We start from the raw sequence: 25,253 nt of genomic DNA, 5'->3' as shown, positions 1-25,253 counted from the left end.
TCAGTGCCCAAACACGATTGAGTTGGGCACTTTTCTTAACTTATCCCGCTCTGCAGCCGTTAGGGATAGACTTCTCTGGCATTAACAGACAAGGGGTAATTTTGTCTGCATAACCAATATCAAACAGCATTCCTTGGGAGACTTCGCCAGCCATTTTCCGTTCAGGTAAATTCACCACAAACAAAGCTTGTTTACCTTCAATTTCATACGGATCTTCGCGTTCCTGTTTGATACCGGCAAGAATGGAGCGAACGTGATCGCCGAAGTCTACCGTCAGCTTCATTAGCTTATCTGATTTTTCTACTTCAGACACGGCGGTAATGGTGCCGGCACGAATATCGAGCTTCTCAAAATCTTGAAAAGTGATTAAGTCTTTAATTGGTGCTTGTTTCATGTTGCTGTCCTTAAGGATTTGATTTCTATAGCCTAACATTCTAAGCATCAAGAAGGGCTTGTTTGAATCACAAATTTGTCTGAACAGTATTTACTCAACGCGCACCATAATCGGCAGAGTAGGCCGGTCTCGGCAAGGCAGCCCCTGACCATACAATTCACAGGGGCGTAATAGAGAAGTACAAGAGCGGGTTAGTTTCAGCTGAAATTGATTGGACTATTTATCTTCACCGGAAAGAAATGCGCCATCGAGTTTGCAGAACGCAACCAGCAGGTTCACTGCAGCGGCATAGAAACCGAAGCTGTCGCGTGATTCACAGGACTTGGCAAAAGTGGGTAACCAGTTTAGCAGCATGGTATTGATGAAATTAAGCTGTGCTTGCATCACCAGCTCGGCTATTTCCTCACTTTCCTGATTATTGGCAAGAATGATCAGGTTACCCATGAAGTCGAGTTCGACTGCTACATGATCTGCCGGTTCGTTAAACTCTTTGCGTTGGACAATATTGTATTCACTCATCAGCGTGTTCATATCCTGCGCCGGCTTATCATTGAGCAATCCGCTTTCTCCTATGTATATTGAAGCATAGGGAAGGGCACCGGTTTTTGGCGTACTCAGGAACAGGCCGCAGAAATCAGCAGCGAGTTCAAGCTGTGCATCTTCACGCGTATCGAGGTGTTTCAGGGCATCACGAAATGCATCGACAGGCTGCTTTAGCTCTGGTGTTTTTCCAAGGCCAGATAAGAAGGTGTGCATTTCATGACCTAAATAGTGGTTGATATCATCTTCTGTCAACTCTCTGGCGAGAAGAGAAGATAACCACCAGTAGATTTCTGCACGTTGCTCGTTGAAGTCAATTAACTCTTGCATGGGAACTCCAGAATAGAACAGCGCTAACAGTTTTGGTTCGTTCTGTCAGGCTGCTTGATATCTATTTAGATTGAACGGTAATCAAGAAAAAGCCTCGCATAAGTGAGGCTTTTATCTTAGAGGTCAGTTTGAGAGATATTAGGCTTCAACTTCCTGCGGGCCGCCAAAAGCGGTAACTGCAGGTGCTTTGCCAACGAACTTCTCAACTTCAACGATACAGGTGTGCGCACTGGTTGCCTGAGATAGCTTAGAGGCACCCAAGTCCAGGCTCAGTGTATTTGGATCGCCGTAGGTATCAAGCGAGCCGACTTTCTCATCTTGAGGACCGTACCAGGCACCTTCATAGATACGCATCACGCCAGGCATATAATCCGCAGTTACAACGGCACCGGCCAGTAACTGACCTCGATCGTTGTGTACACGAACGATGTCGCCGTCTTTAATACCGCGTGCTTTTGCATCTTCAGGGCTCATGTAGATAGGTTCACGACCCTGAACGGTATAGGTTGCACGGTACTCTTCCGACTCACATAACTGCGAGTGCAGGCGTTGATCCGGGTGACAAGACTGCAGCTGGAGCGGATACTTATCAGAGCCCGGGCCACCGTGGCTACGTTCGACTTTTTCAAACCACATTGGGTGGCCTTTACAGTCGTTATAGCCGTATTTCGCGATCTTGTTGGAGAAGATTTCGATCAAGCCTGAAGCAGTACCCAATGCGTATTCTTCCGGATCCTCGCGGAAGTCAGCGTGGCGAACCCAAGGCTTGCCTTTACCAAACTCAACAAACCCTTCTTCCCAGAACTTCTCGAATTCTGGCATCTCAAACTTGCCTTTGTTGGCTTTGCGGCAGTTTTTGTAGATTTCCTTAAGCCACTGCATTTCATTCATGCCGCGAGTGTACTCGCGATCTTTGCCGAAGCGCTTGGTTAGCTCGCTGAAGATCTCGAAGTCACTTTTCGCTTCGAACTGAGGCTCAACCAGCTTCTGCATTGCAATAATACCGCGGGCAGAATAAGAGCCGTATACGTCGATATCGTTACGCTCGAATGGTGTTGTTGCTGGCAGAACGATGTCAGAGAAACGGCATGTTGCTGTCCAGCGGTAATCAACAGAAACCACTGTTTCCAGTGACTGCTGTGCCTGTTTCATGCGGTTGCGATCCTGGTGGTGATGCCACGGGTTGTTACCGCTGAATACCATCATCTTGATTTCAGGCAGTTTTACCTTCTTACCGTTATAGTCGATGGTCTCGCCCGGGTTAACCAGACAATCCACCCAGCGCGCAACAGGGATCACTTTGCTGAAGCCGTTAAACTTCTCACCGTAAACAGGCTTGTAGCCTTTATCCGGCGTTGAAGGGAATGCGCCTGGACCTGCAGCACCCGAAGACGGTACACCGATAGAGCTATAGTGGTGTGCGTAAGAGATACCGCCGCCAGGAAGACCGATTTGACCGAGCATGGAAGCCAGTACCGCTGCCATCCAGTAAGGCTGCTCACCATGCTGCTGACGCTGTACACACCAGCCTAGCATTAGCTGGGTACGGTCTGCTGCCATCGCACGGGCTAGCTGGCGGATGTCGTCAGCCGGTACGCCACAGATCTTGGCAGCCCACTCAGGTGTTTTCTCGATCTTGTCTTCGGTTTTACCCATCAGGTAAGGAACAAACTTCTCATAACCCATTGTGTATTCGTCAAGGAAATCGACGTCAGCCAGATCTTCAGTTGCCAGGGTATGGGCAATCGCCATCATCAGGGCAACGTCAGTTTGCGGGTTGATGCGCATTTGCTCACAACCTAGGAACTTCTGGGTTTTGGTGGCTACCGGATCAATGCTGATCACGCGGATGTCACCGCTGGCAATTTTGGCTTTCAGAGTGTCCAGGTGTGGGTAGGCTTCGTGAGTCTCACAGTTCCAGCCTACCTGCAGGTTTTTCACCGGATCGTTCGCCCATAGTACCAGGAATTTGGTCTCGTTCAGGATGTGCTGCCAGGAAGTACCTTGCGCATAAACTTCGGAGTTGCCCAGTACGTAAGGAAGGATGTGCTGACCGGCACCTGTCGAGTAGTCACCGACTTTTTTGGTAAATGAACCGTGGTAGGCAATAGCACGCTGCATATGGTTACCAGCGCTGTGCAGAGCACCGGTTGAACGCCAGCCAGTTTGACCGGCATGAAGCGCTGAAGAGCCATAAGTTTTCTGAACGCGATCTAGCTCGCTATGGAAAAGGTCCAGTGCCTTATCCCAGCTAACACGTACAAAACGGTTATCACCACGCTTGCTGGTGTCGCTCTTGCTGCCATTTTTTAGCCAATCGACGCGTACCATAGGGTAGCGGACACGGGATGGATTGTAGATCATCCCTTTCATGCCGTTAAGCATGTCAGTTGGGTGGGTATCTAGTTCAAAGGGTTTAATTTCAGCTACACGTCCATTTTCGATACGAGCACGGAATGCGCCCCAGTGCGAACCAGTTAGTTTCCACTGTGGTGCGTCCGCTGCCATCGCCTTGCTGGCAGTTAGCAAACTCGGGCCTACAACTACGCCTGCGGCACCGGCGGTAATACCTTTCAAAAAGTCACGGCGTTTCAGGTTAAAACTTGAACCACTCATGATAGCCTCGCTTATCAGTTATTATTGATACCAAGCTGAACAATTAATTTTTGCCAAGAGGCATCCTAACCATTCGGTTTGGTTTTAGGGGAAGGAGGGCGCCGATAACGACCTCCAAGCTTAGTTAGTGATCGTTGCTATAGTCCGAAGAGTGCATCTGCAGGTAGCGCAGAACAACTTGCTCTTCTTCTTTTTCGAAGTCGGCGAAATCAAGCATGCCTTTGAACATTCCTACCCAGGTGTTTGAGTCAAAATGCGCCTCTGCAGGTTGTGAGTGACAACGGCTGCACGTTGCGGTGTAGGCTTCCTTGGCATATTCCCAAATTGGCTCAACCTCTTCGACCAGGTCGGTTTTGTCCGTCCATAGGGTAAAGTCGACGTTCTGCCAGGTGATGCTGGTATCTTCGTCTTCTTTGGCATCAAGGACATTAAAGAAGCCTTTGGTTTTGGCGACTTTACGCTGAAGTGAAGCGACACGAATATTGCGGGCAAAGTCTTGCATAATGATTTTGCCACTGCCTTTTTTCTTGCGCCAACCGGTAATTTTGACTTCAATGGCGTCGCCTTGGCTGCTGACGACTTCCACTGGCACTGATGAGATCATCAAGCCCGCTTTTTTAGTCATCTCCGGATCCAGGAACAGTTCCTTGTTGTGCAGCGTATAGTAGGTGTTCCCGCTACGAACCGATGTTTCTAGAGCCTGCGTGTTCAGATCATCCATAATGGCTTTGTAGCCAGCGGACATATCCGGCATGTGGTGAGCAATACCTTTGTGACAGTCGATGCAGCTTTGATCGTTTTTGGCAGCATCCATCATCTGATCGCGGGCATCAGCCGACATCTTGTCAAAGTCCATGCTGTTATAGTCATGGCAACTACGGCATTCGGCGGAGCCGTTTTCAGACATTCGTGCCCATTCGCGTTTCGCCATTTCCAGACGTTTTTTGCTGAACTTCTCAGGTGTATCGACTTCGCCGGTCAGCTTGGCCCATAACTCCATTGAAGCCTGAGCTTTACGCGCTATCTTGTCGGTAAAATTGTGCGGAACATGGCAGTCCGGACAAGTTGCGCGTACACCGGTACGGTTTTTAAAGTGGATAGTACTTTGTAGTTCTTGGTAGACGTTGTTTTCCATTTCATGACAACCAATGCAGAATTGTTCCTGATTGGTGTATTCAAGACCGGCATCAAAAGTCGTCCAGAATCCGATACCGCCAACAAAGCCGGCCAGGATCAAAATACCTAAACCGATGGTTTTACTGGGTGTAAAGAAATGTTGCAGTATTTGCTTAATAGATTTCATTATTTTTCCTTACAGCAGCCACGCTGCCAAACCATAAAGGCCTACCGCACCTGCTGTAAGTGCAGGGAAAATAACAAATGTGTAAAGAAATGTTGATCTCAATTCTTGTTGTTTTATTGCTGTCATAAAACTCACCTCGCGTGTTTTTTTATTCATTCTAATGAGAGGGTGTGAATGGCAGATATAGAAATGCGAGCGTATGTTATTTAATGTGAAAGAATATTAATGGATTTTTTGTAGGTTAATGAAAAATAACCATTTTATTTTTATGGTATTCGATGGGTGAATTTTGACTAATTTTAAATAATTGATAGGAATGTGATAAAGGTATGCTTTTCCACAAATTGCTACCACGAGCAATACCACTTTGGTGGCGTTTTTTAGTGGTTTTTGGAAGTGGCTTGGGGATGGTTTGGTTTAGATTATTTCGAAAAATAGCGGTAGGAGAGGTAAGGAAAATACCCAGTTAAAATAACATCGTGGCAACATTGTGCTTGTTGGGGGTAGGTTAGTCTTGAGCTCAACTTAATGCGCTTTAGTTTTCTGTTAATAACAAAGGAAACACATACGTGTTGTTGTATGTGTTCCTGCTATTTATGTCAGGCATGAGTATGAAAATAGCTTATCTACTCGTTGGCATCTGTTTCATCGGCATACTCGAGAATGTCTCCGGGCTGACAGTTAAGGTGCTTGCATATCGCTTCGAGCGTTGTCAGCCGGAGTGCCTTGGCTCGACCATTTTTGAGTACTGATAGATTTTGCTCTGTAATACCGATCTTGGCTGCGAGTTCATTTGAGCGCATCTTTCTCTTTGCCAGCATTACATCTAAATTAATGATAATTGGCATGTTGTTATCCTAAACTGTTAGCTCGTTTTCTTCTTTAATATCCTTCGCCAGCGTCATAACGTGCGAAATAGCACGCACCGTAAGGCCAATCAGTAAAATCGTCAAGTCACTGTCATCAATAGTGAATCCTATATTGAAGTTTTCCTGACCAATAGACAGAACGGCACCCAATAACATGTCGGATAGTACGCTGATAACAGGTGTCGCAATCATCAAGTTAGCGATACGCCTGAAGCAGGAAACGTTTGCTTGTGTAAATACGTCACCTAACTGATAGAGGCGGAACAAGCGGATTAATTGCCAGATGATTGCCATGTAAACGAGTGATGGTAGTAGAGCAAACGGGTAACCCATTAACGACTTTCCGATAGTCAGAGGCAAACTGACATCGAATGAAAACTCCAGGCTTACCCCACTGGCGGACTCAACAAGTGTACCGTAGAACCAGATAAATGTGATTGATATCGGTGTAAATAGCAGGATTATCCAAAGTAGGATAAGAAGCCTCTGGCTAAGTGTTTGAATGGCATTTTGAACAGACATTCATAGTTTCCCCCGTGTAGATTTGTATATATCTTGACATCCGGAACGCCGTAGTTCAATAAAAAATTATCGAAAAACGATAAGTTAGGTGTTGTTTCATTGGTGCAGATAAAGCGGTATTGAAAGTTAGCTTATAAATCAAGGAGCTAGAGTTCCAGCTTGCCACAGGCAAAGGTTCTGGCAGCGACAAAGGTGCAGAGGGTTACTGTAGGAGATCTTTAAGAACACTGTATTTGAATGGGTCTAGCACTTGTTATGGCAGACAAAATAGGGCGATAGAATTAATCCGAAAAGAGCTAATGCTCTATTATTTGGCGTAGTTTAGATGGTGTGGAAATAAACCCTATAGAAACAAATGATAATATGACAATATAAATATTCATTGGGTTTTATATCCATAATGAGGAAGACAAAAAAATAACAAAATTGCGCAGAATATCTCAAAATAATGTGAGCAAATAAATATATTGTCACTCAGAAACTTAGCATGAAATTTGGTGTATTTTCTCATTATCAAGACTGATAAAGTAAAAAAACGGTCAGTTTTTATTTGACTGAATAATAATATTCGTCATCATATGCTTATTCTTAATAAGAAGACTATTTTCATAATTAGGACAACAAGGAAAGCTCACATATACGGCTCTCCTTCTATTGCCATTTAAATCAGTAACTTATGTTTTTATCTGCTCTTGATTGAATTTAATAAGTGACTAATTGAATAAGTTAATGTTTGTGAGACCAGATAAAATAGGATTATTTTGCTGATAGGGGAATAACTGGGTTCAATCCCCTGTTTCCTAATTGATTTTGCGAGTCAGTGATACAAAAATAAACAATAAAGGCTGTTTAATATCAATAAGATAAAAGTTATAAGCGATATCCATCCTTAATTTCGAGTAGTAATTCGTTAAAGGCATCCTTTAGATTACTTTGGAGCAAATACTCTCCAGGGTGGGGTGCGTAGTATTCAAAATAATAATTTGCAGGAAACCTAAATGAAGAAAGCATTTGCGATCTTACTCGCCTTTGCTGCTCTGCCTAATAGTGCCAGCGAGTTCAGGGTAACATTGCCACTGGCGAGCAAACATTTTTACTGTGCTAGTAATCAATGTATTGATCTTAATGAGAGCAATCTGGGCGTTGGTGTTGAATATGCTAGCTATGGCGTTATTGGTTTTGAAAATAGCTATTCACGTCAAAGTGTTGCTGCCTATAAAACGTTTGAATACGACATGAATCCTTATCTGGGGCTCGGTATTCGACTGGGAGGGGTTACTGGTTATAGGGAGGAGTCGGGGATGGATGTTGTGCCACTGGCCCAGCCTTACCTGCGAGTACTTCCTATTGACTGGTTGAGCTTTAACTTTGGCCTTGTGCCTGTCGGCTTGATTGATACCAAGAACTATAACCTTGTTGTGACGTTAGATACGCAGATCAGCTTCTAGCCCTGTTCACTTTGGGTAGCCTTCCATCGTGTACATGGGATGTACCTAAAGTCAAAAAAGCGGGAGTACTCTCCCGCTTCTGAAATCAGTATTCATGGTATTGAATGGTTCTGTTAGTACTTATTTGCTTTCTGTGTCAAAGCCAGCACCTTTCCATGCGTAGATGCCGCCTGGGTAGCGATAGACGTTGTTGTAGCCCATCTTAATCGCCCATGCGGCTGCATTGTGGCTTCGGCCACATTTAACAAATCCGCAGTAGAAAACGAGCGTCTTGTTTTTGTCGGCACCGAGCAAAGCCGCGAAGTTTTCCTGGGTTTTACCATCCGTGCCTGTGACTTTCCACTCAGGCATTGAGGCAATCGGGAACTCAAACTGGATCGCTGTCGGGATATGCTCTTTCTTGTAACTGTCCTTATACGGCATAGCATCAATAATCAGGACATCCTCTTTGTTGTCCAGCAGGGCTTTCACACCATTAGTATCTATCAGCTGGTAACCACCCGCTAGCGTGTCATTGTGTAGCTTGATTGCGACCTGCTCTGTTTGTACTTCTGCCTCGAATTTTCCGGAGAACAGGCCCGCATTGGCAGTTAGGGGTAAGATCAGAAGACCAGCCGCCAGAATAAATGCATTGAGCCAGAAGCTACGACGAGGACGTTGAAGACGAGATTTACTGAATGGCATAGTAAGTCCTTATTGGTTGAATTTCGCCGCAAAAATGCGGCGAAAGTGACAAAAATACACTGAATATCCACACCGCATTTAGGCAAGGTGTGCTTTGTTGCGAACTGGCCGCTGGCTATTGAAATAGTGCAGTCCGGCGGTAAAGAATGTGATGAGCAGCAGGACGATAAATTGCGGTTCCAGTTCGCTATAGACTTGTGATTCCAAAGAGCCAGGCAGATAGCAGCCGCAGTCAAAATGCAACCCCTGGTATAGCGCGATTCCGGACGGCAGCATATACAGAGCCAGGCAGACCAGGATAGGCGCGATGGAGGTCAGCTCAAAGAAAGCCAGCGAGAGGCACACAGCCAGCGCAAACGGAAGGGAGAATGCCAATACATCGACATATATAGCCGGTACCAGCCCGGTATCTTGTAACAAGAGCGCAGTTTGCTCTGGGTGGAAGAAGCCTTTTAGGGCAATGGCTGCCGCCGAGAGCAAGACGAAGCTGGTGACGAAACGATGAATATATCCACGTGTTTTCATAGCGATACTCCCTTCTATAAATAGTAAAATCTTAATTCAACACGGTGTGCTCCAGATGGAGCATTGCTTCCAGTACGCTGCCGCCGATAGCTCTGGCTTTGTCAGAAACGGTGGTGAAATCGGCCTCGATGCCTCTCGGGTCAATATCACCAATTTTGAATCCTTCGGTGACGGTGAGCCCTTCATTCAGCAGCCCCCGCACCATGCCGCCTAGCGGGGCAACAACCGGGCTGTCACCGACATGGGCAATAACATCCCCTTCTTCTACGATATCTCCCAGTTTGACATGGTTATGCATAATGCCTTCGCAGGGAGCACGCAGTACACGCTGATGGGTGTAGCCTGCTATATTGCCGGGGATCCCTGTATTGGCCTGGGTGACACCGTTGTAGATAATTCGTCCGAGGTAGTGGCCCCGGTTGGTTTCAATAACCGCGTCGCAGTCTTCTCCGGCTGTAAAGCCCGGACCGAGAGCTATGGTGATAGGTGCCATGTCTCGTGTTGTACCAAGATTACGCTTGGCCAGAATGGCATCGACCACAAAAGTCGGTTTGAGGCTGGACAGCGAGCAGCAATCTTCATCTACCATTACCGGGATCTTGTTATCGTCGATCAGTTTGAAAACTTCTTCGCAACTTTTCGCTTTTTGGGCGATGATCCCTTCAACTTCGGCAGGATTACCGTACAGGCACTGGGCAAAAGAGACCGTGCAGCGAATCACAGTTGGCTGTGAAATATCGGTCATAACCACTTTAAATCCTGCATTTTTGAGCCGGATCGCAACACCAGTAGCGATATCTCCTGCGCCACGGATTAAAACCAGTTTATTACGATTGAGGCGGGTATCGTCTTTCATCAAACCACCGGCAGACTGATGTTTGACTTTGAGGATCTCGGCCATGATGCTGATGGCGATCTCTTCTGGAGTCTCAGCACCGATATTGAAACCAATAGGGGAGTGGATAGCCTGAATATGTGCTTCGCTGACATTGCACTTTCGCAGGTGGTTGAATAGGGTCTGCACTTTGCGACGGCTTGCCATCAGACCAATATAGCGGGTATCGCAATCAACAACCTTGGTGATTGCATCCTGATCCTGATGATTGGTAGCAATCACGACGAAACTGTCTTTGTTGATATCCAGCTTGTCGATAGCATCTTCCATGTTTTTGCCTAGAGTCCGCTTGGTACCGGCAGGAAAGTGTTCTTCGGCAAGGCTGTCTTCATAGGCATCTGCGACGGTAATATCAAATCCGAGCACATGAGCTGCATGGGCGACAGCGCGGTTCACATGTCCGGCACCAATCAGGAGCAGGCTGGGGCGAAGACCATAAACATCAATGAATACGCTCATGGCGCCACCGCAGTCCATGTCCATGGCGTCCGGGCCCGAACGGGTCATTCGTCCTTTGACAACACGGGCCTTTCTTTCCTGCAAAGCTTCCAGTGACTGTTCGATAACGTAGCGCTCAATCATGCCGCCACCGACCGTGCCTATGATTGAACCGTCCGCCTTGATAATCATCTGCCCAGAGTGGCGCGGTGCCGAACCGCGGGTTTCAATGATATTTGCCAGGGCAAATGGAATGTTCTCTTCTTCGAGTTGGGCAGCTTTTGCAAAAATGTTCATCAGTTTTGACCTCAGTGTCTCGCGACGAGAGGTGCTAAGGCTTACCTCTCGTCAGTACGTCTTTTATCGGTGTCTGACTGTTCATCGCAGCAAGCCAGATGGCATCAAGGGTTGTGGTCTTGTTAATGACCTTATGGGCTAACCGGGTTAGGTTTGGGTAGTTAGCGGTCAGGTCTATTTTGTTTATTAACCAAATCTTGATGGCCTGATCGGGAGCATGCTTAAACATTCCATGTTGATGTTCAATCAAGTTCCCCAATACCCGGTGATCAATAATGTCACCAGTTGAGCATTGAGTGAGGGCAGAAAACGTATTCCATCGATGAATTCTCTCGGGGGTTGCCTGAGTATGAATAACTTCTGCGCCAGTTATACCGATAACCATATCCGAAGTAATAGGAATGCAAGGCTCATGCCTATCAGGGGCCTTTATTGGTAAACATTTGGCACCATCAGATTCAATAATAAAAACTGTGAAAGGTGAGTCATTTTTTAATTTGTCGATTAACTCGGCTGTGACACCGGACACTTTAATTTTATCACTTTTGTTGTTGCTGATTATTTTATCTTTATAGCAAAAAGTGATACTTGGTTCTGATAAATCCAGGTGCTGGTATGGTATTAGTGGATTGATGCTACTTTCGAGATTAATAAAGTTGTCAGCTTGATTGTTCTCGGGTAAATACATTTTAGTGGTGGTGCTGACAAATACGCAATGCCCCTGAGTTTTGAATTGCCTGGCAAGCCAAAAAGCTGTTGATGTCTTCCCGCCGCCGCCAACAAGTGCAATAACCAGCGAGTTATTAAGCGGTATATCAAATTGTGAAGCGCGTAGTGCATGGTAAGTTTTTGCAGATTTCATGCAGCCCCCAATAGCTCAATAAGCGTCAATATAGTGAGTAATGACAATGGAACAATACCGACACGTAGATTGTGTAATGCCGGCTGCCGGCCTGTCATCCCGAATGGGACGCTGGAAGATGATGCTACCTTACCGGCACCATACAATCCTTGATGAAAGTATCGAAAATGCACTTGGATTTTGCTCACGGGTTATATTGGTTGCGGGCCACCGTGGCGATGAGTTGGCCTACCGATATAAGCAAAAACAAGGTGTTGAGGTGGTAGTTAACACTCACTATGAGCAAGGGATGTTTAGCTCGATTCAGCAAGGGGCCAAGCAGGTTAGGACTGAGAACTTCTTTATCTGCCATGGTGACATGCCGTGTATTTCGCCCGATATTTATCGTCGGGTATGGGATAAACGTGGCAGCTATACGGTGTTCCCAGGCACCGCTGAACGCCCTGGTCATCCGGTGCTGCTTCCTGCCACACTGAAAGCCCAAATCCTATCGGCGCCTTTTGACGGTAAAATGAAACGCATCATATATGGTGGTGAGGTGAAATATGCCAGGCTATCCGATACAAATATCTATTTTGATGTTGATACACCTGCGGCTTACGAGCGACTGTGCCAGCGCTCACAATAGTCCTATCATTATGAGAGTTGATAGTAACTTTTTATCAAATTGATATCAGGGAAAATCTGCCTGGTTATGGCTATTAATATAGTGTGATTTCAAATCGGATTTATTTTCTCTTCATCTGAAAAATTTAAGTTTGATTTCTTCTGTCTCAAATCCGTTTAACTTTTATTGTAGTGATAGTTGCTATCATATTTATCGGTATCAAAGTGATAGCAATTTATTAATTTGATAGAAAAAATTACTTAATTAAGAATCATACTCATTTATAACTTATTCTTATTATTAATTGGCGCTTATTTTCTATATTGCGCGTGCTCACACATTTGTCCTTAGTTTCGACATTGGTCACGAAATTAGCGATGAAAATTCGTCTTGATGATCTTGATTTTAAAGTTTGGCGCAGTAGTTGCTCTTTAAGAGTCATAGCGGGCTGATCTATTTCGGCCTATCACTCTTAGCCCTACGCATTGCACAACGAAATGTGCTGGCTGTGAAAATACAAGAAAAATACAGCATCAAGGAGATTTATCATGGGAGACATCATGCGTCCCGTACCGTTTGGCGAGCTACTCAATCGCATCTTTAGCGAGTATAAAGAGAGCCAGTCAATTTTTGGGATTCCATCGAAGCAATTTTATCGCAAGGAGAGTGCCAAGGATCTATCCGTCTGGGGTGAGAACTGTGAAACCCCTGTAGGCCCTGCTGCCGGCCCGCACACCCAGCTGGCGCAAAACATCATTTCTTCATGGCTTGCAGGTGGACGTTTCATGGAGCTGAAAACAGTTCAGAAACTGGATCAGCTGGAAATCGCCAAGCCATGTATCGACGCTGAGGATGAGTGCTTTAATACCGAGTGGTCGACAGAGTTCACTCTGATCAAAGCGTATGACGAATACCTCAAAGCCTGGATTGCACTTCACTTGTTAGAAGAAGTCTTTGCCCCGCGTGCGGATGGCGAAGAGAAGTCTTTCGTGTTCAATATGAGTGTAGGCTACGATCTTGCGGGTATTCAGACTGCGCCGATGCAGAAGTATATCCACGATATGCTTGATTCAAGCGAGCATGAAAGCTTCCATGCCTATATCGCCGAGCTAAACAGCTTCATTACCGATCCGGATTTCGTTAAGACCTTCGGCTTCGAGCACCGCTTCGAGCGTCTGAACAAGCTGTCGGATACCATTCCTGCCCAACTGACCCGTGGCGTTACCCTGTCTACCATGCACGGTTGTCCACCGAATGAAATCGAAGCAATTTGTCGCTACATGATTGAAGACAAGGGCATCAACACGTTCGTGAAACTGAACCCAACTCTGCTGGGCTTCGAGCGCGTACGTAGTATTCTGGACAATGCCGGTTTTGACTATGTTGCATTGAGCGAAGAGTCATTTAGCCATGATCTTCAGATTGAAGATGCGAAAGCCATGCTGCATCGCCTGGTCGATTTGGGCAAAGAGAAAGGTATCGGCTTCGGGGTCAAACTAACCAATACCCTGGGTACATTGAACCGTAAGGGCCGTTTGCCAGACAAAGAGATGTACATGTCGGGCCGTGCCTTGTTCCCGCTATCAATTAACGTAGCGCTTGAGCTATCACGTGAGTTTGACGGCATGCTGCCAATTTCTTACTCCGGTGGTGCCAGCAAATTCAACATCAAGGAAATTTTCGAAACCGGTATTCGTCCAATCACCATGGCGACCGATCTGCTCAAGCCTGGCGGTTACCTGCGTCTGACCGATTGTGCCAAGGAACTGGAATCGAGCGAAGAGTGGGGCATGCAGAAAGTTGACCTGGTCAAGCTTGAAGCCCTGGCGGCGAAGTCACTGGTTGCCGATTACGTCCAGAAAGAGTGGCGTGGTCCTGAAGAGATCAGTGTGAAGAAAGCCGTGCCTCTGACTGATTGTTATGTCGCACCATGTGTAACAGCCTGTCCGATCAGCCAGGATATCCCCGAGTACATTCGCCTGATGGGTGAGCATAAGTACACCGAAGCGCTGGAAGTGATTTACTCACGTAACGCCCTGCCTGCTATCACAGGTCACATCTGTGATCACCAGTGTCAGTACAACTGTACCCGTCGTGACTACGAAGGTGCGCTGAATATCCGTGAAATGAAGAAAATTGCACTGGATAAAGGCTGGGATGGCTACAAGGCCAAGTGGCATGAACCAGACATGGATAAAGCCAAGCACCCAGTTGCGGTAATTGGTGCAGGTCCTGCAGGCTTGTCAGCAGCATACTTCATGGCCCGTGCCGGTCACCCTGTCACAGTGTTTGAAAAAGAGCACAATGCCGGTGGTGTGGTTAAGAATATCATTCCTCAGTTCCGTATTCCTGCCGAAGTGATCCAGCACGATATTGATTTCGTTAAAGACCACGGTGTTCATATCGAATACGGCTGCAACCCGAATATGACAGTGGAAACACTGAAATCAAGCGGCTTCAAGTATATCTGTCTGGGCATAGGTGCCGATAAGGGCAACCCGATTTCACTGTCTGGTGATAACACCAAGGTGTTCAAGTCACTCGAATTCCTCCGCAGCTTTAACGATGGTGAGAAGCTGGAACTTGGCAAACACGTTGCTGTTGTCGGTGCCGGTAACACCGCGATGGATAGTGCCCGTGCTGCCCTTAAGGTTGACGGTGTCGAGAAAGTTACCATCCTGTACCGTCGTACGATTGCTGAAATGCCTGCATACAAGGAAGAGTACGAAGAAGCCGTGGAAGATGGCGTGCAGTTCATGTTCCTGACCAATCCAGAGCAGTACGATGCCGATGGCAAGCTGACAGCCCGTGTGATGGAGCTGGGCGAGCCAGACGAGAAAGGTCGTCGCCGTCCAGTTGCGACCGACAAGACCGTCGAGCTTCAGGTGGATGCACTGGTGACTGCGGTGGGCGAACAGTCTAACCGCGATGTATTGAGCCGTATCGGTATCCCAATGGGTGAAGATGGCTGGCCAGCTGTTGATGCGAAAACTTGCGAGACGGCAGTTGAGAATGTGTTCCTGATGGGTGATGCCCAGACGGGTCCTTCATCGATTGTTTCTGCTATCTCCGGCGGTCGCAAGGCGGCAACGGCGATTCTGGCTCGTGAAGCTCAGCTTGAGCAGGAGAAAGAGGTTTCTTCTGATGTGAAAGCCGAGGCTGTATATGCCCGTAAAGGCGATATTCAGGTCAAGATGATCAGCGCGAACAAGCTTGAAGAAACTGACCGCGAAGAATTTATCGAGCAAGAAGCAAAACGTTGTTTGGAATGTTCGTATATCTGTAGCAAGTGTGTGGATGTGTGTCCGAACCGCGCCAATATCTCACTGCCAATTCCTGGTTTCAAAGATCAGTACCAGACATTGCATATTGACGCTTACTGTAACGAATGTGGCAACTGTGCCCAGTTCTGTCCATGGGACAGCAAGCCATACAAAGACAAGTTCACCATCTTCAACCTGCGTGGTGACTTTGCCAATAGCACTAATGCTGGTTTCTATATCGAAGGCGAAGAAGTACTTGTCCGCACTCAGGGCGAAACATATACCTTCAGCATTAATGAGCAAAGCGAACTGGATATGCCTGAGTCGATGGCAGATGAAGCAACCATGATCAGCTATGTGCATGCAAATCATCGTTATCTTCTTGGCAAAGTAGATGTATAGGTGAGGAGTCAGGAATGTTATTACTTAAAAATGCAACGGCAGTGCAGTTTGAACCTGCACTGATTAAAGAAAGCGTTGATATCTTGATTGATGGCAGCGTAATCAAGGAAGTTGGTTCGGATCTGGCAGCAAAATACCCGGATGCTACTGTCAAGGAGATGAAGGGTAAACTGGTCATGCCGGGTATTGTCTGCTCGCACAACCATTTTTACTCGGGTCTTGCCCGCGGCATTATGGCTGATATCAAGCCAAGCCCGGACTTTATCTCAATCCTGAAGAACCTGTGGTGGCGGATGGACCGAGCGCTGGATGAAGAAGCGCTCTACTACAGCGGCCTTATCTGCTCGCTAGAAGCTATCAAGAACGGTTGTTCGTCGGTGATTGACCACCATGCATCGCCTAACTACATCGCGGGCTCGCTAAATACCCTGCGAAAAGGCTTCCTGAAAGCTGGACTGCGCGGTATGACCTGCTTTGAAACCACCGACCGTAACGGCGGCATGAAGGAAATGATGGCGGGTGTCGAAGAGAACATCGCCTTCGCCCAGCTTGTCGACCGTGCCAAGGAAGAAGGCACAGAACCGTACTTGGTTGAAGCGCACATCGGTGCCCACGCGCCGTTCACCGTGACCAACGAAGGTTTGGCAATGATGGCTGAGGCTGTCCAGGCAACAGGGCGTGGTATTCATGTCCATGTCGCAGAAGATCGCTACGACGTGACACACAGCCATCATCATTACAGCCAGGATATTGTCGAGCGTCTCGACAGCTTTGGTCTAATCAACGAGAAGACTTTGCTGGCCCATGGCTTGTTCCTGTCTGACCGTGACATCGACATTCTGAATGCCAAAGATGGCTTCCTGGCCCACAACGCCCGTTCAAATATGAACAACAATGTGGGTTACAACCATAAGCTGACTCGCTTCAAGAATGTCGCGTTGGGTACCGATGGTATCGGTGCCGATATGTTCGAAGAGCTCAAGTTTGCCTTCTTTAAGCATCGTGATGCCGGTGGTCCGCTTTGGCCTGACAGCTTTACCCGCAGCCTGTGGAACGGTAATGAAATCCTTGCCCGGAACTTTGGCGCCAAGTTTGGCCGCTTGGACCCAGGAAACAAGGCTGACTTGACCATTCTTGACTACACCAGCCCGACGCCATTCGTGGCGGACAACCTGCCTGGGCATATTGCCTTCGGCATAAATGCGGGCAACGTCAACAGCGTTATCGTTGAAGGGCGTTTTGTGTATGAAGATCGTGCATTCCCGTTCGATGTTGCGCCTATCTATGCTGAAGCCAGCAAAGTAGCCCAGCGTCTATGGAAGACAATGGATCAATTAGACTAATGTGAGATCCCGTTATGGATACGGTTAATACTCGATTCAAGTGGGCAGAAGCCACAGGTGAAGCTAAGTATATTGCCGACCGCCATTACGAGGGACTGTTAGAAGGGCGGTTCTACCGCTCTTCTTGCCCTAGAGGCGTCATTAAATCGGCTAAGATCCCGGCCATGCCAGAAGGCTACCATCTGTTTGGTGCTAATGATGTGCCGGGACAAAATGTACTCCCCATCGTAGAAATAGACTGGCCGGCGTTTGCCGACAAAGAAGTGCGGTTCGTCGGTCAGGTTATCTATCTGCTGGTCGGCCCTGACCCGGATGTGATAGAGCAACTCCTGCAACAAATAGAAGTAGAATACTCACCGTTGACGCCGGCTTATACGATTGAACAATCGAAAGCACTCATCGATGGCGCCATTCATTCAACAGACAATGTGCTTGATACTCATACGTTGACTAAAGGTGATATCGACGAGGGTTTTGCACAGGCTGTAACGATTATTGAAGAAACGTGCAGCACCGGGTATCAGGAGCATATCTACCTTGAAACCCAGGGGTGTGTCGGCTACCCCAAAGATGGCAAGATCGTTATCGAAGGGTCGATGCAATGTCCCTTCTATGTTCACCACTGTATGGCAGTACTCCTCGGTCACGACAGAGTGCGCGCGATTCAGTGCCCGACAGGTGGCGGCTTCGGCGGTAAGGAAGACTACCCTGATGTCCTTGCCGGACCGTTGGCCGTTGCGGTAGAGCGGTTGCAAAGACCTGTCAGAATTGTGCTTGAGCGTAGTGAAGATATTCAGTTTACCTCCAAGCGCCACCCGGTAGAATTCCACTACCGAACCGGGATTGACGCTGATGGCAATATTGTTGCCATGGAGCTGAATTTTGATATTAATTCCGGCGCCTATCTCAGCCTTTCCGGCATTGTTCTCCAGCGCTCGCTGACCACCGCGACCAATGTCTACGATATCCCAAATGTCCGTGTAGAGGGCCATGCCTGGACAACCAATACCGTACCGACTGGGGCATTCCGTGGCTTTGGTTCGCCGCAGAACTGTTTCTGCATGGAAACCCACATGAACCATATCGCCAAGAAAGTTGGCGAAGACCCGGCGGCGTTCAAGCAACGTCATTTCCTTAAATCAGACTCGACCACGCTGACTGGATCGAAGATCTTCGGTGATCTGGTGCTGGACGAAATGTTGGAGCGGGTGTTGAGCCTGTCGGAGTATAACACCAAGACGACGCTGAATGCGTTCCAGCCTGATAGCGGTGAACATTGTCAGGGTAGCGGTAAACGCAAAGGGATCGGCCTGGCGGTCTTCCAGCATGGCTGTGGTTTTGCCGGTGATCTGGAAGATACCCTGGTACGGGCAAGAGTTCGCTTGAATAAGCTTGCCGATGGAACCATTCGGATCCTCGCATCCAATACTGATATCGGTCAGGGGCTAAGCCTGACGTTCCGTAAGATTGTTGCCGAAACAATGAACCGTCCGTTGGAGACGATTCAGCTGGCGGTACCTGATACAGGCATTGTGCCGGACTCCGGCCCGACAGTGGCATCACGCTCTATCCTGATTGTTGGTTACCTGATTGAGAAAGCCGCTCAGAAACTGCAACTTAACTGGCAGGAAGGTGAGCCGCAGGAAATCGAAGAGATCTATCGCAAGCCGGACTACCACGTCTGGGACCAGACTACCTATCAGGGCAACGCTTATCAGGCGACCAGCTATGGGGCGAATGTCGTCGAGGTTGAGGTCGATATGGCGACTGGCGAGACGGACATTATTGGCGCATGGGCTGTGTATGACATCGGCCGGGCAATTGATCCGGTTGTGTTCAAGGGCCAGATTGACGGTGGCTTGGTGCAGGCGCTGGGTTATGGCAGCTGCGAGAAGATGGAACTGAACAAAGACGGAGTCTTTGCCCAGAAAACCATGGCTGACTATGTGATCCCGACATCGCTTGATGTACCAGCTATCGGAAGTGATTTGGTGGATAACCCGTATCCGTTTGGGCCGAATGGTGCCAAAGGGGGCGGTGAGTTAACCCATAACGGTGGTGCGGCAGCCTTTGCGGCGGCGGTTGAAGCGGCCATAGGCAAGACGTTGTCATCCATACCGGTAACACCAGAGAAAATCTGTCAGGCCCTGTATGCAGGGGAAACGGCAGAGGCTGGTAAGGCAGTAGAAGGAGGGAAGGCAAAATGAAGATCGAGTTCTACCTGAATGATGAGCTGGTTGAGGTTGAAGCCGACCCAATGCAATCGCTGTTGAACACACTACGTGGGAACCTTAACAAGACGGCCACCAAGGAAGGCTGTGGTGAAGGGGAGTGCGGGGCTTGTTCAATCCTGTTTAACGGCAAGTTGGTGAATGCTTGCATGATGCCTATCGCCCAGGCGGAAGGTGCCCGGCTGATGACGCTGGAAGGCTTGCGTCAGACCGAAAAGGGGCAGTGTGTGATTGATGCATTGCTTGAGGCCAAAGGGGTGCAATGCGGCTTCTGTACACCGGGAATGGTGTTGGCACTGTATGCGTTACTTGAAGTCAATGCCAAGCCGAACGAGCAGGAAATCAGAACGGCTATATCGGGTAATCTTTGCCGCTGTACCGGGTACGGGATGATTGTCGATGCCGCGAGGATCGCCAGCGAAAAAGGAGAAGGCTTATGGTAGAGGTATATCGACCTGATACCCTGGAGCAGGCTCTGGATAAGCTGGCTGTTGGCGATCACACATTGTTCTCCGGCGGTACGGACCTAATGGTGCAGCACAGCGTCAGACCGGGTATGACGCCAAGCTTTGCCCGTGATGTGGTCTTTGTCGACGCGATCGACGAACTCAAGCATATCACTCAGGCCAGTCTGGAAACCCAGGCCGAAGGGGATGCCGACTCAGCGCTGTTTATTGGCGCCGGTGTAACCCTCAGCGAGATTGAGCGGTACCCTCAGGTGCCTGATATCCTGCGCCAGAGTGTGGCCAAGATAGCAGCGCCTGCGCTGCGCAACCGGGCAACCATGGCCGGGAATATCTGTAACGCCTCACCGGCGGCAGATTCCCTACCAGCGTTGTACCTGCTTGATGCGCGTGTTGTGTTGTCATCTTTGCAGGGGCAACGAGAAATGCTGCTTGAGGACTTCATTCTTGCCCCGGGTCTTACTCAGCTAAAGCAAGGTGAGATGCTGACGCATGTCGTGATCCCGCAGGCCGATCTGCCAGAGACTTTCTATCACAAGGTAGGAACCCGGGCGGCCAATGCCCTGACGAAGCTGTCAGTGGCAGGCATGGCGAAGATCAGTAAAGGCCGTACAGGCAAAGGCAAGCTGGTGGACTGGCGTGTTGCGTTTGGCGCAGTTGGTCCGACGGTTGTTCGTAACCGCGAACTGGAGTCGCTGTTGGTTGGCCAGCCTACCGAGAAACTCGCCAAACCTAGATTTATCGACGAAGTTGTCGCCATGTACAGCGAAATTATCCGCCCTATTGATGATCAACGTTCGACCGCAGAATACCGCCATCAGGCGTCCCTAAATCTATTGAGACGCTGGCTTAGTCAGCTAAGTGTGTCATAAGTTACAACCTTCCTCTTATTTTCTTTTCTTTTAATTTATGGGGGCCAGTCGGCCCCCCTTTTTTGCCTCTTTACCGGGCCAGTACGCTGGATGAGCAACCTTACTGAAGAGCAGGAGAAGGAGGAAAGTCTCCGCTGCCAAGTACTTGAGTTTGGTAGTCAAGGCCGGCACAGCCCAAGATGCTGATTATCAACTATCACTGTTGATAGTTATCAAATTGATAGTAAAAATATTATTTTGATAGGTAATCCTAATGGATTGAGAAGCAATCTTATTTAGCATGTTAAATAAGTGTTTATCCCCAGAATGAATATGAAAATGAATGATGATGCAGGTCTCATTTCGGGTCCGATTTCTGACCGCGCTCACGAAACTCACCTCTTATCAAACTAACAGCCAAGTTTGGCTCAATAGTTGCCTTTTTAGTGCTTAAGAATATTAAAAAATCTTCATTACCTCTGATTCTAAAGAGAGCATGAATTTATAGATAAGTAGAATTCTAAAAAGGTAAGAAAAATGATTGAACACTACTTGAGACCGGACTCTACTGCCCAAGCACTCGACTTAATGCAGCAACATGCAGGCGCTGCAACCTGGTTTGCTGGTGGTTCCAAGCTAAATGCCGCCCCGAGCAAAACCGAAAAAACGGTAGCGATTTCGCTTGATAACCTGGCCTTCGACAAAATTGAACAACACGGTGAAGCCCTGCATATCGGTGCGATGTGCCGTATTCAGAACCTGATTGACAGTGAGCTGGTGCCAGTCGCTCTTAAGCAGGCTGCGGCATTTATTTATTCACGTCACGTGCGCAACCAGGCCACTCTGGGTGGCGAGATTGCAGCCTTCCAGCCTGAAGCATTATTGGTTCCAAGTTTGATGGCGCTTAAAGCGCGTGTTGTACTGGCTGACGGTCGTGAAAGCGAGGTCGAAGACTATATTGAAGCCGATGAGCGCGATTTAATTGCCAAAGTGATCATCCCTGATGTGAACCTCACCTGCATTGGATACAACATCGTCCGCTCTGCGGCAGGTTTGGCGGTTGTGACTGCCGCTGTATCTATCGATAAGGAAGGGAACAAAATTATCGCTCTTGATGGCGTGTCACCAACGCGAAATGGTGCCGCGAGACCTATTCGTTTGCGCGACATTGAAAAGCAGGATTTAAAAGGTGAACTGTTAGAGCAGGCCGTGGCTGATGCCGTTCACCCTGTGGCCAATATTATCGGTAGTGTTGAATATAAGCGCTATATTGCCGGCGTTGTTGTAACAGATTTACTGGCTGAGTGTCAGCATCTGGCTGAGGAGGCATAACCATGACTATTACATTTACTCTCAACGGCCGCTCTCAGGAACTTCAGTGCCAGCCTGGTGAAAATGTTCAGAAGTTACTTCACGGTATGGGCCTTCATTCTGTACGTAACAGCGATGATGGCTTTGGTTTTGCTGGCTCAGACGTAATTTTGTTAAATGGCGAGCTGGTTAACGCCTCGTTATTAATTGCCGCCCAGTTGGAAGGTACCGAAGTTCGCACCGCTGAATCACTCAGCACACACAATAAGCTGGGTGTCGTCCAGCAGGCGATGATCGATGTGGGTGTGGTGCAGTCAGGTTATAACGATCCTGCCGCTGCTTTGATTATCACTGAATTGCTTGATCGTATTGCCGAGCCGACGCGTGAAGAGATTGACGATGCGCTCTCTGGCTTATTTAGCCGAGATGCCGGTTATCAGCAGTTCTACCAAGTCGTAGAGCTGGCAGCGAAGCGTAAAAACACCCCTGATTACAATGAAGAGGTTGCCCCGGAATTTTGTGATGAGCTGGATGTGGTCGGTAAGGTCAGTCCGAAAGATGACTCTGTGAAAATGGTTCAGGCCAAACCTTGTTATGTCGAAGATCGCATTCCTGCAGATGCTTGCGTGCTTAAGGTATTGCGCAGCCCGCACCCTCATGCCTGGATCAAGCACCTGGATGTCAGCAAGGCTGAAGCTTTGGAAGGTGTTGTTCATGTCATCACTCATGAAAATTGCCCCGATATTCCTTATACCCCTGGTGGTCAGACAGGTCCTGAGCCGTCACCGCTAGATCGCCGTATGTTCTGTCAGAAATTACGCCATGTCGGTGACCGTGTTGCTGCAGTAGTTGCCGAGAGCGTAGAAATCGCCGAAGCCGCACTGAAGTTGATCGATGTCGAATATGAAGTGCTTAAGCCGGTAATGAGTATTGATGAAGCTCAGGCACCGGATGCACCGATCATCCACAACGAGCCGATTGAGTATCTGGCAGGCGCACCGGCTGATTTGGACGAACAGAACAAAAATGCTGACCCGCGTGAAGGCAAGCTGATTGTCAACTTCCCGATTGGTTGTGAGCCTCGTAAGAATATTGCCGCGTCGGTTAATGGCCAAATCGGTGATATTGACCAGGGCTTTGCGGATGCCGATGTGATTCTCGAGCGTACTTACGAATCGAAACAGGCTCAGCAGACACCAACGGAAACCCACATTTGTTATGCCTATATGGATGGTAACCGTCTTGTCATGCATGCTTCGACACAGGTACCGTTCCACGTTCGCCGTCAGGTAGCTAAGATTCTGGGTGTCAAACAAAACCGGGTGCATGTCGTTAAAGAACGTGTCGGTGGCGGCTTTGGTTCCAAGCAGGATATTCTGGTTGAAGATCTCACCGCGTTTGCAGCCTTTACGACCGGACGTCCGGTATACCTTCACTATACCCGTGAAGAAGAGTTCATTGCCTGTTCTACCCGTCATGTTGCCAAGGTAAACCTGAAGGTGGGTGTCAAGAAAGATGGTACTCTGACGGCTATCGATATGGACTTCCAGGCTAATACCGGTCCTTACGGTAACCACGCCCTGACAGTACCTTCTAACGGTCCTGCTCTGTCACTGCCGCTTTATCCGATTGATAATGTGCGCTTTAAGGTTACCACCTATTACTCAAACATCTGTCCGACTGGTGCCTACCAGGGTTATGGTGCGCCGAAAGGGGTGTTTGCTCTGACTATGATGCTGGCGGAGCTGGCCGAAGAGATCGATATGGATCTACTTGAAATCATCGAGAAGAACCGTGTCCATGAAGGGGATCCACTGAAGATCAAAGGTGCTGTTGGTGAGGGTGACCTTCCTGCCGAACCGCCTCGCGTACTGTCTTGTGCACTTGACGAAGTATTGCGTCAGGGCCGTGAAGAGTTTGGTTGGGATACTCCGAAAGAAGACTTGGGTGGCGACTGGACCGTAGGCCGCGGCGTGGCAATTATTCAGCAGAAATCAGGGATCCCTGATATTGATCAGGCCAACTGTAAAGCCAAGCTGGCTTCAGATGGTACCTTGATTGTCCACTCTGGTGGTGCAGATATCGGTACCGGTCTGGATTTGGTGGTAGGAAAAATTGCGGCCGAAACACTGAAGATGCCACTGGAAGAAGTAACTGTTATCTCGGGTGATACCGACCACTGCCCGTTTGATAAAGGTGCTTATGCCTCTTCCGGAACTTGTTTCTCTGGTAATGCTGCGAAGAAAGCTGCCGAGGCCATGCGTGAGCGCATCCTGATGTGTGGTGCTGAGATGCTGGGTGCCGAGGTTGCCGATGTCAAACTTGTCTTCCCTGCTACGGTTGAAGCAAAAGATGGCAAGCAGGTGACTTTCGGTGAGATTGCGCACCAGGCTGAAGGAGGCAAGGGCTGGGGGCAGTTATTGACCAGTGGCAGCTTCATTACTTCTGATTTTGCCTTCCCTTATGGTGCAAACTTCGCTGAAGTGGCGGTCAATACCCGTACCGGTGAGATCAAACTCAACAAGTTCCACGCCCTGCTGGACTGTGGTACGCCAATTAACCCTGATTTGGCTCTGGGTCAGATCTATGGTGCGAGTATGCGTGCCATCGGCCACAGTATGAGTGAAGAGCTGATGTACGACGAGAACGGCGTACCGCTCAATACGGATCTGAAGAGCTATGGTGCTCCGAAGATTGGGGATATTCCTCGAGACTTCCGTGCGGCGCTGGTGCCAAGTGATGATCCAGTTGGTCCGTATGGTGCCAAGTCAATTTCAGAAATTGGCGTAAATGGTGCCTCTCCGGCTATCGCAACCGCGATTCATGATGCCTGCGGCGTGTGGATCCGGGAATGGAACTTCACACCAGAGAAGGTGCTGCGAGGTCTTAATAAGCTCTAAGTAATTCGAAAAGCGGTTAATTTTCAGGGGATGGGAAATAACCGCTTTTTTTATATATCAATTGATATTAATTACGAGTGAGCTGTCATAGCTTGGCCGGTGTTGACTAAACATGGCTTTAGTCACGGTGTATTGGGGTAAGGCAACACTTGGCGATT

20 protein-coding genes are annotated in these 25,253 nt (G+C 48.3%); 9 read left to right on the top strand and 11 right to left on the bottom strand.

The annotated features are described in order from the left end of the window. Positions 1-40: 40 nt before the first annotated feature. The 7 genes from BIT28_RS15020 to BIT28_RS14995 all read right to left on the bottom strand — a co-directional run bounded on the left by BIT28_RS15020 (position 41) and on the right by BIT28_RS14995 (position 6,574). On the bottom strand, positions 41-394 hold the full coding sequence (locus BIT28_RS15020; RefSeq protein ID WP_075765113.1) for a tRNA-binding protein: 354 nt from the start codon (positions 392-394) through the stop codon (positions 41-43). Positions 395-610: 216 nt separating this feature from the next. Continuing rightward, positions 611-1,264: a molecular chaperone TorD gene (gene torD, locus BIT28_RS15015; protein WP_075765111.1), complete on the bottom strand. Its 654-nt coding sequence runs from the start codon at positions 1,262-1,264 to the stop codon at positions 611-613. Between the two features lie 138 nt (positions 1,265-1,402). Further along, positions 1,403-3,880, bottom strand: coding sequence for a trimethylamine-N-oxide reductase TorA (torA, locus tag BIT28_RS15010; RefSeq protein ID WP_075765109.1), 2,478 nt, complete (start codon positions 3,878-3,880; stop codon positions 1,403-1,405). A gap of 124 nt (positions 3,881-4,004) precedes the next feature. Continuing rightward, a complete protein-coding gene (gene torC / locus BIT28_RS15005; protein WP_075765107.1) occupies positions 4,005-5,183 on the bottom strand; it encodes a pentaheme c-type cytochrome TorC in 1,179 nt (392 codons plus the stop codon). Positions 5,184-5,192: 9 nt separating this feature from the next. Beyond that, positions 5,193-5,309, bottom strand: coding sequence for a hypothetical protein (locus BIT28_RS29330; protein ID WP_160650097.1), 117 nt, complete (start codon positions 5,307-5,309; stop codon positions 5,193-5,195). A 500-nt stretch (positions 5,310-5,809) separates the two neighbouring features. Continuing rightward, positions 5,810-6,031 carry a helix-turn-helix domain-containing protein gene (locus BIT28_RS15000; protein ID WP_075765105.1) on the bottom strand — a complete coding sequence of 74 codons (222 nt, stop codon included), beginning with the start codon at positions 6,029-6,031 and terminating at the stop codon, positions 5,810-5,812. 9 nt (positions 6,032-6,040) lie between these two features. Continuing rightward, positions 6,041-6,574, bottom strand: coding sequence for a DUF2975 domain-containing protein (locus BIT28_RS14995; RefSeq protein ID WP_075765103.1), 534 nt, complete (start codon positions 6,572-6,574; stop codon positions 6,041-6,043). Positions 6,575-7,572: 998 nt separating this feature from the next. Between BIT28_RS14995 and BIT28_RS14990 the strand changes: the two genes are divergently transcribed. Further along, positions 7,573-8,022, top strand: coding sequence for a hypothetical protein (locus BIT28_RS14990; RefSeq protein WP_075765101.1), 450 nt, complete (start codon positions 7,573-7,575; stop codon positions 8,020-8,022). Positions 8,023-8,142: 120 nt separating this feature from the next. Here BIT28_RS14990 and BIT28_RS14985 read toward each other — a convergent pair whose 3' ends face one another. From BIT28_RS14985 to yqeC, 4 genes are all read right to left on the bottom strand, one after another. After that, positions 8,143-8,706 carry a rhodanese-like domain-containing protein gene (locus BIT28_RS14985; RefSeq protein ID WP_075765099.1) on the bottom strand — a complete coding sequence of 188 codons (564 nt, stop codon included), beginning with the start codon at positions 8,704-8,706 and terminating at the stop codon, positions 8,143-8,145. A 78-nt stretch (positions 8,707-8,784) separates the two neighbouring features. After that, entirely contained in the window at positions 8,785-9,231 is a 447-nt protein-coding gene (locus BIT28_RS14980; protein ID WP_075765097.1) for a MauE/DoxX family redox-associated membrane protein, read from the bottom strand. A gap of 31 nt (positions 9,232-9,262) precedes the next feature. Then, positions 9,263-10,861, bottom strand: coding sequence for a selenium-dependent molybdenum cofactor biosynthesis protein YqeB (yqeB, locus tag BIT28_RS14975; protein WP_075765095.1), 1,599 nt, complete (start codon positions 10,859-10,861; stop codon positions 9,263-9,265). Positions 10,862-10,895: 34 nt separating this feature from the next. After that, positions 10,896-11,723: a selenium cofactor biosynthesis protein YqeC gene (yqeC, locus tag BIT28_RS14970; RefSeq protein ID WP_075765093.1), complete on the bottom strand. Its 828-nt coding sequence runs from the start codon at positions 11,721-11,723 to the stop codon at positions 10,896-10,898. A 46-nt stretch (positions 11,724-11,769) separates the two neighbouring features. Between yqeC and mocA the strand changes: the two genes are divergently transcribed. The 8 genes from mocA to BIT28_RS14930 all read left to right on the top strand — a co-directional run bounded on the left by mocA (position 11,770) and on the right by BIT28_RS14930 (position 25,095). Beyond that, a complete protein-coding gene (gene mocA, locus BIT28_RS14965; RefSeq protein ID WP_083651867.1) occupies positions 11,770-12,351 on the top strand; it encodes a molybdenum cofactor cytidylyltransferase in 582 nt (193 codons plus the stop codon). Between the two features lie 527 nt (positions 12,352-12,878). Beyond that, positions 12,879-15,995 (top strand): putative selenate reductase subunit YgfK, encoded by a 3,117-nt coding sequence (gene ygfK, locus BIT28_RS14960; RefSeq protein WP_075765089.1) that lies wholly within the window; start codon positions 12,879-12,881, stop codon positions 15,993-15,995. Between the two features lie 14 nt (positions 15,996-16,009). After that, complete coding sequence (gene ssnA / locus BIT28_RS14955; protein ID WP_075765087.1) at positions 16,010-17,338, top strand: putative aminohydrolase SsnA; 1,329 nt, start codon at positions 16,010-16,012, stop codon at positions 17,336-17,338. Positions 17,339-17,352: 14 nt separating this feature from the next. Next, positions 17,353-19,545, top strand: coding sequence for a xanthine dehydrogenase family protein molybdopterin-binding subunit (locus tag BIT28_RS14950; protein ID WP_075765085.1), 2,193 nt, complete (start codon positions 17,353-17,355; stop codon positions 19,543-19,545). Beyond that, positions 19,542-20,012: a (2Fe-2S)-binding protein gene (locus BIT28_RS14945; RefSeq protein ID WP_075765083.1), complete on the top strand. Its 471-nt coding sequence runs from the start codon at positions 19,542-19,544 to the stop codon at positions 20,010-20,012. The genes BIT28_RS14950 and BIT28_RS14945 overlap by 4 nt, the downstream gene beginning before the upstream one ends. Further along, on the top strand, positions 20,006-20,905 hold the full coding sequence (locus tag BIT28_RS14940; protein ID WP_075765081.1) for an FAD binding domain-containing protein: 900 nt from the start codon (positions 20,006-20,008) through the stop codon (positions 20,903-20,905). Before BIT28_RS14945 ends, BIT28_RS14940 begins: the two co-directional genes overlap by 7 nt. A 516-nt stretch (positions 20,906-21,421) precedes the next feature. Next, positions 21,422-22,216, top strand: coding sequence for a molybdopterin-dependent oxidoreductase FAD-binding subunit (ygfM, locus tag BIT28_RS14935; protein WP_075765079.1), 795 nt, complete (start codon positions 21,422-21,424; stop codon positions 22,214-22,216). A 2-nt stretch (positions 22,217-22,218) separates the two neighbouring features. Beyond that, entirely contained in the window at positions 22,219-25,095 is a 2,877-nt protein-coding gene (locus BIT28_RS14930) for a molybdopterin-dependent oxidoreductase Mo/Fe-S-binding subunit (RefSeq protein WP_075765077.1), read from the top strand. The last annotated feature ends 158 nt before the right edge of the window (positions 25,096-25,253 follow it).

The sequence above is a fragment of the Photobacterium proteolyticum genome, from assembly GCF_001939735.1.
GTDB classification, from domain to species: domain Bacteria; phylum Pseudomonadota; class Gammaproteobacteria; order Enterobacterales; family Vibrionaceae; genus Photobacterium; species Photobacterium proteolyticum.
Note: the sequence above shows the minus strand (reverse complement) of the source record. Positions and strands in the feature narration are given on the sequence as shown.